The 12659-nt window shown below is 60.8% G+C and carries 14 protein-coding genes; 6 read left to right on the plus strand and 8 right to left on the minus strand.

Annotation, left to right across the window (positions count from 1 at the left end; translation table 11 throughout):
* From BJP08_RS09035 to BJP08_RS09045, 3 genes are read right to left on the minus strand one after another with little or no spacing between them, the layout of a single operon-like run.
* A complete protein-coding gene (locus BJP08_RS09035; RefSeq protein ID WP_071569279.1) occupies nucleotides 1–744 on the minus strand; it encodes a hypothetical protein in 744 nt (247 codons plus the stop codon).
* 33 nt (nucleotides 745–777) lie between these two features.
* Complete coding sequence (locus BJP08_RS09040; RefSeq protein ID WP_083428496.1) at nucleotides 778–1728, minus strand: DUF3152 domain-containing protein; 951 nt, start codon at nucleotides 1726–1728, stop codon at nucleotides 778–780.
* 20 nt (nucleotides 1729–1748) lie between these two features.
* Nucleotides 1749–2003: a DUF3107 domain-containing protein gene (locus tag BJP08_RS09045; RefSeq protein WP_369816420.1), complete on the minus strand. Its 255-nt coding sequence runs from the start codon at nucleotides 2001–2003 to the stop codon at nucleotides 1749–1751.
* 58 nt (nucleotides 2004–2061) lie between these two features.
* On the opposite strand from BJP08_RS09045, the gene BJP08_RS09050 reads away from it, so the two are divergent.
* Entirely contained in the window at nucleotides 2062–3387 is a 1326-nt protein-coding gene (locus tag BJP08_RS09050) for a DEAD/DEAH box helicase (RefSeq protein ID WP_071569280.1), read from the plus strand.
* Complete coding sequence (locus BJP08_RS09055) at nucleotides 3384–4595, plus strand: hypothetical protein (protein WP_071569281.1); 1212 nt, start codon at nucleotides 3384–3386, stop codon at nucleotides 4593–4595. The genes BJP08_RS09050 and BJP08_RS09055 overlap by 4 nt, the downstream gene beginning before the upstream one ends.
* A gap of 46 nt (nucleotides 4596–4641) precedes the next feature.
* Here BJP08_RS09055 and BJP08_RS09060 read toward each other — a convergent pair whose 3' ends face one another.
* Entirely contained in the window at nucleotides 4642–5097 is a 456-nt protein-coding gene (locus tag BJP08_RS09060) for a hypothetical protein (protein ID WP_255364812.1), read from the minus strand.
* Between the two features lie 464 nt (nucleotides 5098–5561).
* Here BJP08_RS09060 and BJP08_RS09065 point away from each other — a divergent pair, with 464 nt between their 5' ends.
* Both BJP08_RS09065 and BJP08_RS12005 read left to right on the plus strand, forming a co-directional pair.
* Entirely contained in the window at nucleotides 5562–5825 is a 264-nt protein-coding gene (locus tag BJP08_RS09065) for a WhiB family transcriptional regulator (protein WP_070362936.1), read from the plus strand.
* Nucleotides 5826–5956: 131 nt separating this feature from the next.
* Nucleotides 5957–6031 (plus strand): 50S ribosomal protein bL37, encoded by a 75-nt coding sequence (locus BJP08_RS12005; protein ID WP_100227335.1) that lies wholly within the window; start codon nucleotides 5957–5959, stop codon nucleotides 6029–6031.
* A 436-nt stretch (nucleotides 6032–6467) separates the two neighbouring features.
* On the opposite strand, the gene BJP08_RS09070 is transcribed toward BJP08_RS12005, so the two are convergent.
* The 3 genes from BJP08_RS09070 to BJP08_RS09080 form a co-directional block, all read right to left on the minus strand.
* Nucleotides 6468–8711, minus strand: coding sequence for a hypothetical protein (locus tag BJP08_RS09070; protein ID WP_071569282.1), 2244 nt, complete (start codon nucleotides 8709–8711; stop codon nucleotides 6468–6470).
* Nucleotides 8712–9318: 607 nt separating this feature from the next.
* The gene (locus BJP08_RS09075; RefSeq protein ID WP_071569283.1) at nucleotides 9319–9594 is read right to left on the minus strand and encodes a hypothetical protein; all 276 of its coding nucleotides are present in this window, start codon (nucleotides 9592–9594) and stop codon (nucleotides 9319–9321) included.
* Nucleotides 9594–10205 carry a sigma-70 family RNA polymerase sigma factor gene (locus tag BJP08_RS09080; protein ID WP_071569284.1) on the minus strand — a complete coding sequence of 204 codons (612 nt, stop codon included), beginning with the start codon at nucleotides 10203–10205 and terminating at the stop codon, nucleotides 9594–9596. The genes BJP08_RS09075 and BJP08_RS09080 overlap by 1 nt, the downstream gene beginning before the upstream one ends.
* A gap of 45 nt (nucleotides 10206–10250) precedes the next feature.
* Here BJP08_RS09080 and ybaK point away from each other — a divergent pair, with 45 nt between their 5' ends.
* Nucleotides 10251–10718: a Cys-tRNA(Pro) deacylase gene (gene ybaK, locus BJP08_RS09085; protein ID WP_071569285.1), complete on the plus strand. Its 468-nt coding sequence runs from the start codon at nucleotides 10251–10253 to the stop codon at nucleotides 10716–10718.
* Here ybaK and BJP08_RS09090 read toward each other — a convergent pair.
* A complete protein-coding gene (locus BJP08_RS09090) occupies nucleotides 10715–11362 on the minus strand; it encodes an SOS response-associated peptidase (protein ID WP_071569286.1) in 648 nt (215 codons plus the stop codon). The two genes, ybaK and BJP08_RS09090, sit on opposite strands and share 4 nt — an antisense overlap.
* A 21-nt stretch (nucleotides 11363–11383) precedes the next feature.
* Between BJP08_RS09090 and aroA the strand changes: the two genes are divergently transcribed.
* Nucleotides 11384–12652 (plus strand): 3-phosphoshikimate 1-carboxyvinyltransferase, encoded by a 1269-nt coding sequence (gene aroA, locus BJP08_RS09095; RefSeq protein WP_071569287.1) that lies wholly within the window; start codon nucleotides 11384–11386, stop codon nucleotides 12650–12652.
* The last annotated feature ends 7 nt before the right edge of the window (nucleotides 12653–12659 follow it).

Below are 12659 nucleotides of genomic sequence, written 5' to 3' on the forward strand. Positions count from 1 at the left end.
CTACCGCGACATGAGCAGTTCGGAAACCTCCGAAAACTTCGAACGAATGTTCGCCCGCTGGAACGTCCCGTCATGCTGCGCAATGCGCATCCGGAAGTCCAACGCCCGCCCCGCCAAGAACACGAGGTCTGGAATGTGGGACCAGCGCTCCACAATGCGCGGATCGACAGCCCCGGCGAGCAGGGCGTCGACAATCACCACCGCGGCCGAGTAGCCCTTCGGGCGAAGTCGCGCCGAAGGCAAAAGATCCGTCAACACCGGCGCGGCATACCCGGAGAACAACGTGCGCGAAAGCGCGTCCACGTGCGCCACGCACAGCCCTTCCGTACCAGCGTCCTCGTGGCCCTTCCAAGCCCCGCGGTCCGCCTCAGCGATCACGTCCGAGCTGTCGCGCTCAGGCAGCTCCTGCGCCACCTCAGCCTGCAACAACGCGCGCTCGAGCGCGAGCACCGCCGCCACCGCCTCATCCACGCGCGCGGCAGGCGCACCCGGCGAAAACTCATTGGCCACGTACCCCGCAACCACGAAACGCCCATCCGTCGCACGCACCGGGCGCGCAACGTGCACCCCCTCAAGATGGTCGGCGATACGTTCACGCACCTTGCCCGACCACGCAGCCGTCGGCAAGGCCCGCGAAATCACGATGCGCCCAAACTGCTTCGCCTCACCCCAGGCAGCATCAGGTATCGACGCCACCTCCCCATCAACCTGAAACGCCGACAACACATGCTCGGGAATAGTCACAGCGCAGCTCGCCTTCCTCTCGTCTGTCTCCACCTATAGCACTGCCGGACGCGGGTACGGCCACGGGTTCGACCGGCAGGTGTCCTGGTTATCCGGGTACACTTCTTCCTTATCAAAGGAGTAGAGCTGCGCGTTGTTCAAGCTCAACGTCTGCTGCATCATCACCGGCGCCAACACCCCGTTTTCCGGGCACGGCTCGTGGTGGGCAAAGCCGAGCGCGTGGCCCACCTCGTGGTTAATCAAGTACTGACGGTAGCGTCCCAAGTCCCCCTCGTACGGAGCAGCACCACGGACCCAGCGGGCCTCGTTCAAAATGACGGTATCCTCACCCGTCACGCGGGTGCGGCAGCTCGTCTCCATTTCAAGGTGTACACCACACAGCTCTCGCGTCGTCGCAGGGGACGCCAAACGGATCTTCAACGACGGCTCATCAGCCGCCGTGACGTGCTCGAACCGGAAGCGTGGATCGTTGGTCCAGCCGCGGGGGTCGCTCAAGGTGGCGTCGACAAGCGAGGCGACAGCCTCATCCCCGCCGTACAGCGCCGTATCGAGCCCGTGCTCCACCTCAACAACAAAGCGAACCGTGAGCTCATCGCCCTTGCCCGCCTGCATCCCAGGGTGCCCGACCTCGTAGAAGGTACCCTCCCCGGTCTCCGTGAACGGACCTCCCGGCGGAAGCTGAAGTACATCCTGCTGCCCCTCCGGGAGCGCACTCACCGTGCGCGAGGCCTCGTCACCGTCAGGCTGCTCGACCGCACTTTCGCGCGCGCTTCCCGCGAACACTTCCCCGTCGGGGTTTTGCAGCATGTTCACAATCACAAACACCGTCAACACAGCCAGCACCGGAATCGCGTAGGCGCGCCACCCGTACTCGCGGGCGAAGCGCACAAGGCGCCCCTCCGCGTCCGGGTCTACCGAGGTGTACTCACCGTCGTCATCAAAGTCCCAATCCTCGAAAACGTCGGTGTTGTGATCGTTGTTCATGGTCGTAAATCTAGCTGGTTTTAACGCATGAACCCAACGGAACGAGCCTGGGCAGAACCGAGCTCAACGTAGGCAATCTTCTCGGTGCGCACCAAGTACTTCTTGCCCTTGTCGTCTTCCAGCGTCAGGGTCGGGGCCTGATCCTCAATCGCCTGCTTCACCTGATTGAGCACATCCTCATGCCCCTCAGCAATCGCGATGGAGAGCTCACGTGCGGTGTCTGCAAGACCGATCTTGATATCCATATGTTCGTTTCCGTCCTTATCCTTCTTCATCTTTGTTCATCTTCACGGATGTCAATCCATTGTAACGGGCTACAGCTAAGATGAGGGCGTGTCCAAATCAGCTGCTAGAGAACAGTCACCCGATTTTTATGAGCTCGGGGTCGCCGCCGAACTCATCGATGCCCTCGAGGAGCTCGGCATCCGCCGCACATTTTCCATTCAGGAACTTGCGATCCCCCTCGCACTCGACGGCCGCGACATCATCGGCCAAGCCCGCACGGGGATGGGCAAAACCTACGGCTTCGGCATCCCACTCCTCGACCGAGTATTTGACGACGCCACCATCGCCGAACTCGACGGCACACCCCGCGCCCTCGTCGTCGTCCCCACCCGCGAACTCGCCGTGCAGGTCGGCGACGACCTGGAACGGGCCGCGAAGTACACCCCGGTGCGCGTCACCACCATCTACGGCGGGCGGCCCTACCAGGAGCAAATCGACGCGCTCCACAACGGCGTCGACGTCGTCGTAGGCACACCCGGCCGCCTCATCGACCTCTACCACCAGGGCGAACTCCAACTTGGCCACGTCGCGATCCTCGTCCTGGACGAGGCCGACGAAATGCTCGACATGGGCTTTTTGCCCGACATCGAGACACTGTGGTCCGCGCTGCCTGAGCAACTGCAAACGATGCTGTTCTCCGCGACCATGCCCGGCCCAATCCTGCAGCTGGCACGCTCCAAGATGAACATGCCGATCCACATCCGCGCCGAACAAGGCGACGAAGCCGCCTCCACCCACGAAACCACCAAACAGGTCGTGTTCTACGCCCACCACATGGACAAGCCCGAGGTACTCGCCCGCATCCTGCAGGCCGACGGCCGCGGCAAAACCATCATCTTCGCCCGCACGAAACGCTCCGCCGCGCGCGTCGCAGAAGACCTCGCCGGGCGCGGGTTCTCCGTCGGCGCCGTCCACGGCGACCTCGGCCAGGGCGCGCGCGAGGCGTCCCTCAGCGCCTTCCGCAAAGGGGACGTCGAAATCCTCGTCGCCACCGACGTGGCAGCACGCGGCATCGACGTCGACGACGTCACCCACGTCATCAACTACCAGGTCCCCGACGACCCGATGACCTACGTTCACCGTATCGGCCGCACGGGACGCGCAGGCCACTCCGGCACTGCCGTGACCATGGCCGACCTCGACGAAACCACCAAGTGGGAAGCCATCAACGAGGAGCTTTCCCTCGACAAGCCCCAGCCCCCAACGTGGTTTTCCACCTCCGAAGAGCTCTTCGAAGCCCTCGACATTCCGGACTCGGCTTTATCCAAGGTGGGCAAACCGCGTAAAGTGCTCGGAGCACGCCCGCAACGGCCGGGCGAGAGAAAACCCTCCACGAGACGTGGAACGAATCGCCCAGGAAGGAAACGGCGTTGAGTCAGCCCCTACGTCGCACCCGCAACGACTTGATCGCGACCGCAGTCATCACTGTGCTCGCCATCGTCCTCCTTGCCATCGCGTTTTTCACCGCACCGATCCGCAACTCACACCTCGAGCCTGCAGCGGAGGAATACGAAAACGCTGGACGCCTCGCCGTCGTCCCCTCGAAGGTCGAGGAAGCGTTCCGCCTTCCCGATAGCTCCCCCGGCGTCCAACCCGTCATCGCCGCCGGCATGATCATCACCTACCACGACGGCACCATCACCGCTACCACCCCGACCGGCGACACCGCCTGGACCTACAAGCGCCCAAACGAGCTCTGCTTGCTCGGCCATGCGTGGGACAAGGTCGTTGCCGCATACCGCGACAATGCTGGCTGCGGGGACGTCGTCACGATTAACGCGCTTACCGGCGAGTACGCGGGCACACGCTCCGCCATCGCCCCCGAAGTAGTCACGCGCGTGCAGTCCAACGACCGCGTCGGCTACGCCAGCTCCCACCGCGTCGAGCTGTGGCGCTCCGACATGGTCAAGACCGTCGAGTACGGCTACAACGAAGCCCCGCAGGAACCAGACATGCAGCCTGAGTCCTGCACCATCAACTCCGCACTGACCCGCACCGACCTGCTCGCAACCACGGAGTACTGCGACGACGGCCCCAAGCTGAAGTTCCAAAACACCACCCCGGAGGACTCCCGCGAGCCTGAGATGTACGAAAGCGTGGACATCTCCGAGAACGCCTACCTCGTTGCCATCTCACAGGACGCGGCTGCGATCTACGACCCCGAAAGCCACAAGGTCCGTACCTACGACAAGGACGGCAACGACCTCGCAGCCTCCGAAATCCCGCCACTGGACGGCCCGCAGAAGGTCGACCAAATTGTCGACGTCCTCCCCGTCGCCGACCTACCCCATCATATGACGTACCATGAGGGCGACACCCTGCTCCTTATGGAGCCTTCCCGCCTGAGTGTCACCGGCGTGTTCCAGGGCGCGCTCGGCACCGGCTTCCCAGCAGGCGAGCGCCTGCTCTACGCCTCCGATACCGGCATCGCCGTCGCCAACTGGGACGACAACAAAGTGGAAAAAATCATCCCCGTCGACCGCGGCGGCTACACCGGCCCCGTCTACATCGACTCCGCCGGCACCACAATCGTAGAAAAGCGCGGCGAGGAGATCGTCGTGCTCAACACGAACCTCTCCTGACACCGCGCACCCCCGAGCCCGCCGCTTGTGAGCCTTGTTAGCTCTGTTAGCGGCGGGCCTTTTTCAGCTCATACATCGCCTCTTGGTACGCCGCTGACGACGGATGAAACACAGTGATCAGCACAACCACCGCCGAAAGCGCCGTCGCAGCACTGAGCAAGTGCGCGCCCCCAAGGAACATATAAAACGCCACACCGAACAGGATCGCCTCGATGAGCACAATTGCACCTGAGCTGCGCGGACGCCCACGCAAGGTCGAGATAGCAACAAACGCCACGAAGCCGAAGACGATAGCGAGGAACACCGCCGTGCCCAGCGCCACGTAGTGGCTTGCTTCCGCGCTTGATTCGATGCTGCTATCGCTAATGCCTTCAATTTGGGCGTAGAGCAGCATGATGATGTAGCCGAGCATCGCCAAGCACTGCAGCAACACGACGACCGCCCCGAACCGCAGCATGCCCGGAACGCCAGTGTGGTCCAATGAGTTTTCTTTGCTGTTCACACAAGGGAGTCTAATGATCAGGGACAGATTCCGTCACCAGTTGCGGTCTGAGCAATCGACGATTTGACCTTAGCGAACACATATGTCAGCTAATTCTCTTCTTATATATGCAGCTCAGGGACCTTACACACTTCCACAATTGGAAATTTACACAACATATGAGCGATAACAATGAATACAATTCGTATGATTCCACTCACATTTTTACCCGGAACCCTAGCGGAACGACGAAATACATGCCATCATTTTCGAGTAGCAAAAATTACGGGCTGGCTTCACAGCCCTTAACCCCAAGTCACCACAGGGTTAACGCCAGGTCTGGAAGTGGAGTCCCGCACAACGCGGTGCACTCGCCCAGGCAATGGAATCAAACTTAGTTTGCAACACGCCCCTCAAGGGCGAGAAATGTGGTGCGCAAAAAATACATAGTCACGACACATTCTGAACTTGAAGGAGTACCTATTATGGATTGGCGCCACGAAGCCGTTTGCCGCGACGAAGACCCAGAACTCTTCTTCCCCGTCGGCAACTCCGGCCCTGCGCTCGCGCAGATCGCCGAGGCGAAGCTTGTTTGCAACCGCTGCCCAGTCACCTCCCACTGCATGAAGTGGGCCCTGGAGACCGGCCAGGACGCCGGCGTATGGGGCGGCCTCTCCGAGGAAGAACGTCGCGCACTGAAGCGCCGCAACAAGGCCCGCGCACGCAACCGCGCACGCCTGTCGGCATAGGCTTTTAGGCCCTTGCCGGTGCCTCTCGCAGAATTTCCTCGCGGGATTTCACCACACTGCGGCAACAACGATAAACTGAATACTTCGTAACTAGGTTTGCACCTAATTCATCGCATTTTAAAGGAGGCACCATGAGCAAGCGTGGCCGTAAGCGTAAGGACCGTCGCAAGAAGAGCGCGAACCGCGGTAAGCGTCCAAACGCATAAGAACGCGAACACTCCCCATCGGCAAGGACCTTGAGCCCACCCGGTGGGGAGTTTTTCGTGCCCTGGTCCGCTGGCATTGCGGGATGTTTTGGTTGCCCGTGTGGTGGCTGGGCACCACATTCCTACCGCATGCAGACGCGACCAGCAAGCTCTCGCAACGACGGGCCGCAAAACCCGGAATTAGGTGCGCCACCTGCTGATGCCCCGCGCGCCACTAGAAAATAGTTCCCACGCCCGGGAACCATTTTGCGTCTGGGGCCGGTTCCGGTCGACCAGCACCGGCGTTTCTCCAAGTCGCGACGACTGTCTACGAAAATTGTTCCCGGTTTCACTGATCTTCGGGGAACTATCCTGAACCCCGCACAACAACAAAGAAGGGGCCTGCAGCCCCGGGAACAATCCCGGTATCACAAGCCCCACGGCCCACTACCCTTTGCTAGAAGTGCAGACCACCAGACATCGCCGCAGCAACACCACCACCAATTAACAGCAGCAGTACCACAATCGGAGCAACAATCGCCGCGATATTCGTCTCACCAGCAGGCGCACCACTTACATCACCAGCACTCGGTGCTGGACGCGCTGCCGTGGTCAACTGCGAAGACTCATGCTTACCAGCCTTCACACTCGTTGTCGGCGCAGCCTGCGCATTGTGCTGCGGCTTACGAGGCGCACCAGCCATCGCATCACCATCAACATCAGCATCCATAACCGCGGCAACATCAAACCGGCCAGCAAAGGCCTGCGAGCCATCCTCATTGACCACACGCACATCCAACGGCAACGACGACGTCTTAACCACACCAACACTGATTGGCAGCGCAACCGTCGCCTCGCCTTGGCCTGCAACCGTCACAGTCTGCTCAGCCTTCCCAGACGGGTAGACAACCTCAACACGCATCCGGGCCGCATCCAACCCAGGATTTGCAACCTTCAAGCTCACCATATTCTCACCACGGTGAAGCTCAGGGTCACCTACAACAGCAACCTTCGCACTACCCTGCGCGGCCTCAGCTTGCTGCATCGCTTCCTGCTGCGCGGCAAGCGCTTTACCATCAACCTTCACATCGGCGGCACCGATGGTGGAGTTGTAATCCTTGCCGATCTTGCCGGTGTTGATCATCAGGTTGTCCCAGTCGGCTGGCACACGGTAGTCACCTTTGTAGCAGTCCATGCCTGGCTGGTTGCACACCTCCGGCAGTGGCCCACCGGAGACGGATTCTTCATCCGAGTAGTTAAAGTGGGTGAACTGGTAGAGGTAGTTCATCACCGAGTAGTAGTTCGGCAGGTAATCCGACTGCGGGACCTCGTTGGCGAACTTCATCGAACCATTATGGTTTAACCCCAACGTATGCCCCAGCTCGTGCATGATCGTGTTGCGCAGCTGATCATCGGTGCGCATGCGTTCATGCTTGGCAACATAAAACGAGTTATCCGCAACCAGGGCCAACCCGGTACCCCAGTGGCCACGCTGCATCTGGTCCCCAATGACACCAACCCGGAAGACTGCCGCACGCGCACCCAAAATGGTATCGATATTATCGACCAGCTTCATACCCGGGATGGTGCCCTCAAAGTAGTACGGGGCATACGGCTCAGTCTGCCCACCATGACGCGTCGGATAGTTTGCAATGTTGGTGTAGGTATCACCGGCATCGATGTGCAGGTTGACCCCGTACTGGTCGAAGCGATCCACCAACTGCTGCAAAATATCGCGGTGTGGGCGGTAGCTTGCCACCGACATCTGCGCACACATGGCAGCATCCGCACCAGGTGTGTCGCAGCCAGCCTGCTGCCACTGCGAATTCATCCAATTAAGCTGCAGGAACAAATCCGGTCGCTCAGGATCAGCACCCCACTGATTCAGTGGCATGACGGTACCATCGTGTAAGGTCACGCCTTCGCGTTCCCACATATCCGGCAGACCGTCACCATCAGAATCAACAGCACTGTCCTGGGTTGCAACCTCCATGTGCATAGCGGCAGTCAACGTTGCACCAGCATCAATGCGCTCAAACCAACGACCACGCTGGAAGCTGGCCCCTGCTGGATCCACAAACCCAACCTCACCGGCAGCCGTGGTGCGCTGGAACGCATCGGCTACACCAGACGAGGTTGCATTATCAAAGGCCACCGAGGTCTCATAGCCAAGCTGTGCCGGGGCAACAACAAACTTCCCATCCGTATAGGAGCCGGAAAGCCCGACCTGGGAGTTAATCTGGTTCGTCAGATCCGCCTGCACAAACGCTGAAGCATCCTTGTTGTTGGTCACCCGCACAATGACATCGACACGGTTGCCATCAAAGCGGTATTCACGCTCCACTGACACACCAGCGTCCTGGTCTTCACCGCGGTAGATGACCACCTGGGTGTTACCATCACGGTAGGTATCCACGTTAAGGCCAGACTCTAAATCCACCAACGCACCATCGGCACGCAAGTCCACGTACAGTGAGGACTCCTGGCTGCCTGCAATGGAGCGGGCATCCGTAAACTTCAACGTCGAAATACGACCCGGCTGTGTTACCGAGTTGTGAAAGACCGCACCCGGCCCGTCAGCGGTCACTGTGACCGACGAGTCAGCAACAGCCATCTCCGCGTGAGCAACCTGTGCACCATTAGCCGCAACGGCCAACACACACGCTGCTACACATACCTTCCGCGCAATGCTGTTCATCATCGTTGTCACAATCCTTATACCTTCCATCACGCACCACCCAACCGGTGGAACATGAAACCCTTCGTTGTTCTGACCCCAAGTTTATGCACCGCAACTATACATGGCCAATCCACCCAAAACACGACAACAAAACAGGCAAAAACACGCCCACAAAACTCGGATTGTTCAACACATCTAGCCCTACAACCTGCACACATAGCTTAAAAAACACTCAGGAACCATCGCAACAAACCCAACATGTTCAACAAACCCACCGACACCTGTCGATGGGTGTTCAACAATCAACCCGCCCGCATATTATGCGCTCTAGTGCAACAGTGGGTAAGAGAATACTTAACAAATCGGGATTACCAGGCACAACATGTGTCATTCGACACGTGTCGCCGACACTATTAATGCACAACCTTTTTATGCTAAAAACCTTTCGTGGTCTAGTGTAGTCAAACTTAGGCCCTATGGATGTGTTAGGCAGACCTTTTCGCGATCGTTGAACAGTTACCACCCCCGCGTTTTACCCCCGTTGGGTTGGGTCGAAAGTATGAAAGGCCCGAACCAGCATGATGCTTGTACTGGTTCGGGCCCGGCAAACAACGCCAACACGCGGTACTTAGCGCCGCTGAATGCGCACCTCTGTGTAAGAAATTGACGTGATAATCCGCTCCCGCAACACCCTTGGCGCTTGGGCCTGCCCGCAGCAGTCGCGCACCAGGCCGCGGATCGCTTCCTCCGATTCAAGCTGACGGAGGCAGTCCGGGCAGCTGGCTAGTTCCTGCCGGATCGCGGCGACGCGCTCCGGTGCAGTGTCGGGCTGGAACAGCTCGCACAACAGCTGGTGCATGCCACGGCAGTCGGCTTCATTTGCGTGGTTATGTTCTGTTGCCATTACTTCTCCTCCGCTTTCTGCTGCGTCAACTCCGCCATATCCGCATGGTCGAGCCCGATGCCCTGTTCGTGTGCTACGTCTTTCAACATCTCGCGGAGCTGTTTTCTTCCACGGTGCAGTCGGCTCATCACGGTCCCCAGCGGAATGTCCATCACTTCGGCGATTTCCTTGTACGCCATGCCTTCGACGTCCGCGTAGTAGACCACCATGCGGTAGTCCTCGTTGAGCGCATTGAGCGCTTCGCTGATCCGCGAGTTCGGCATCGCCTTGAGCGCCTCAACCTCCGCCGATTCGAGGCCCGTCGAATCGTGCGAGCTTGTGGTGTAGAGCTGGTGGTCAGTCACATCCTCGGCGGAAGTTTCCAGTGGTCGACGCTGCTTCTTCCTGTACGAGTTGATGTACGTGTTCGTCATAATTCGGTACATCCAGGCCTTCAGGTTGGTTCCTGGTTTGAAGCTGTCGAACGCGTTGTACGCCTTCAAAAAGGTCTCTTGCACGAGGTCTTCGGCGTCTTGGGGGTTGCGGGTCATCCGCAGCGCACCGCCGTAGAGCTGGTCGAGCAGCGGCATCGCTTCCTCAGTAAAGCGTGTTTTGAGGTCAGTTTCGGGCATAGGGGCCATTGTAGCTATCCGGGCGCGCGACGTAGCATCGTCTGTATGCAACGAACTCGTGCTTTGAAAGTTGTGGCAAAGACGCCGCATAAGGTGTTGGAGTACGCCGCGAGCCAGGATAATTTCGGTGAGCATTCGGCCCATGAGCTGGGGCTTGACCCCACGACGGTGCTCAAGACGCTGGTGGTGTCGAATGTGCAGGACCCGAAGAAGCTTGCACTGTGTTGCGTGCCGGTCTCCAGGCACTTGAGTTTGAAGGCGGCAGCGAAGGCGCTGGGCTGGAAGAAGGCGGCGATGGCGGAGCTCGCCCAGGCTGAGCACGCCACGGGCTATGTGGTGGGTGGGATCTCACCGCTGGGCACGCTCAAGAGGCTCCCAGTGCTTCTCGACGCCACCATCGAGCCACTCGACGCCATCACCGTCTCCGCCGGTCAGCGGGGGCTATCCGTGCAGCTTGCCCCGGCTGATCTTGCGAAGCTGACATCCGGGAAGTTCGCACCGATTGGCGCCTAGATCGGTTGGATGAGTTCGGGCGAGTCGTTTCGGACGTTGCCCACCTCGCGCCCAACAGCGTGCCACTGCAGCTGCGGTGCAACCCGCGACGGGTAAATGAGCGCCTGGGCTTCTTCGGGCGTGCCCTGCGTCCACTGTTCTACTTCCTCAGGCAGGAGGAACAGTGGAAGCCGGTGGTGCATCCACGCGATGCGCTCGGCAGCCTCGGTGGTGACCATGGTCGTCGAAAGCCGATCGGCGCCGGTGTCCCACAGTGCGGCCGCGACGAGCATCCCGGATTCCGGGGTGACGTAGTAGGGCTGTTGTTCGTGCCATTCGTAGTAGCCGTCGAGAAGCATGACGCCGCGCTGAGCGCGCATGGCGTTTCGAAACGACGGCTTCTCCGCAACAGTCTCGCCGCGCGCGTTAAAGAGGGGCGGGCCGGAGTCGTCGCGCTTCCAGCCTGGTAGCAGGCCCCAGCGGGCTGCCTGGAGCAGCGCCTCGGTGCCGTGGAAGCGCACAAGTGGGACCTGATGCGTCGGCGCAACGTTGTAGCGAGCAGGCGGCGTGCCGTCTGGCGTGAGGACCTCGCTCACACCAGGCAGCGAGCCCACAAAATCAACGAGTTGCTCGCCGGTGCTAAACAAAACGAAACGGCCACACATTCCTCCATTATGATGTACGCCATGACTGACTTGTGGCCAGCCCCCTCAATTGCCGACCCCGTCCGCGCCACGCTCGCGCTGCCGGGGTCGAAATCGATGACCAACCGCGCTTACATCCTGGCGGCGCTGGCCTCTGGTCCGTCGACGCTCGTCGGGGCGCTGCGCTCCCGCGACACCGACCTCATGGAGGCTGCCCTGGCTGCCCTCGGCGTGCAGTTCGCCCACGACGGCGACACCGTCCACGTCCAGCCAGCGCCCCTGCGCGGCGGCGACATCGACTGTGGCCTGGCCGGCACTGTGATGCGCTTCGTGCCTCCCGTGGCGGCGTTTGCGCGGGGCACCACTCGCTTCGACGGCGACCCGCACGCCCGCACCCGGCCGATGGGCACCATCCTGGACGCGCTGCGCCAGCTCGGCGCCGATATCGAGGGTGAGCGCCTCCCCTTCACCGTCCACGGCACCGGCACCGTCGCAGGCGGGGACGTCAGCATCGACGCCTCCGGGTCCTCCCAGTTCGTTTCCGGTCTGTTGCTTGCCGCGGCTCGCTTCGAGCACGGCGTCACGATCACCCACACAGGCGACTCGTTGCCGTCCATGCCACACATTGAAATGACGGTGGAGATGTTGCGCGAAGCGGGCGTCGAAACGCAGTACGAGGACGGGACCTGGCGCGTGGCCCCGCAAGAGATCCGCGGGCGGCGCTGGGAGATTGAGCCCGACTTGTCGAACGCGACGCCGTTTTTGGCCGCCGCGGCAGTCACCGGCGGCGAGGTGTGCATCGAGCACTGGCCTGCACAGACGACGCAGCCTGGCGACGCCATCCGCGACATTCTGGCGCAGATGGGCTGCGAAGTAGATATGTCGGGCAACGCGCTGCGCGTCCAGGGACCGACCCCGGGCACCCTGCGTGGCATCAGCCTGGACATGGGCAACATCGGTGAGCTCACCCCGACCGTCGCGGCGCTGGCGACGCAGGCAGCGACCCCCTCGAAGCTGACCGGCATCGCGCACCTGCGCGGCCACGAAACGGACCGGCTCGCCGCGCTCACCGCCGAGATCAACAGGCTCGGCGGCGCGTGCAAGGAGCTCGAGGACGGCCTCCGCATCCACCCGCAGCCACTCCACGGTGGCACGTGGCACTCCTACGACGACCACCGCATGGCCACCGCCGGCGCGATCATTGGGCTGCGCACCCCAAATGTGCAGGTAGAAAACATCGCAACCACCGCGAAGACCCTCCCCGACTTCCCCGCGATGTGGCACACCGCGCTCGAACAAGAAGAAGCATAGAAAGAAC

It is taken from the genome of Corynebacterium sp. NML140438, assembly GCF_001875725.1.
Taxonomy (GTDB): domain Bacteria; phylum Actinomycetota; class Actinomycetes; order Mycobacteriales; family Mycobacteriaceae; genus Corynebacterium.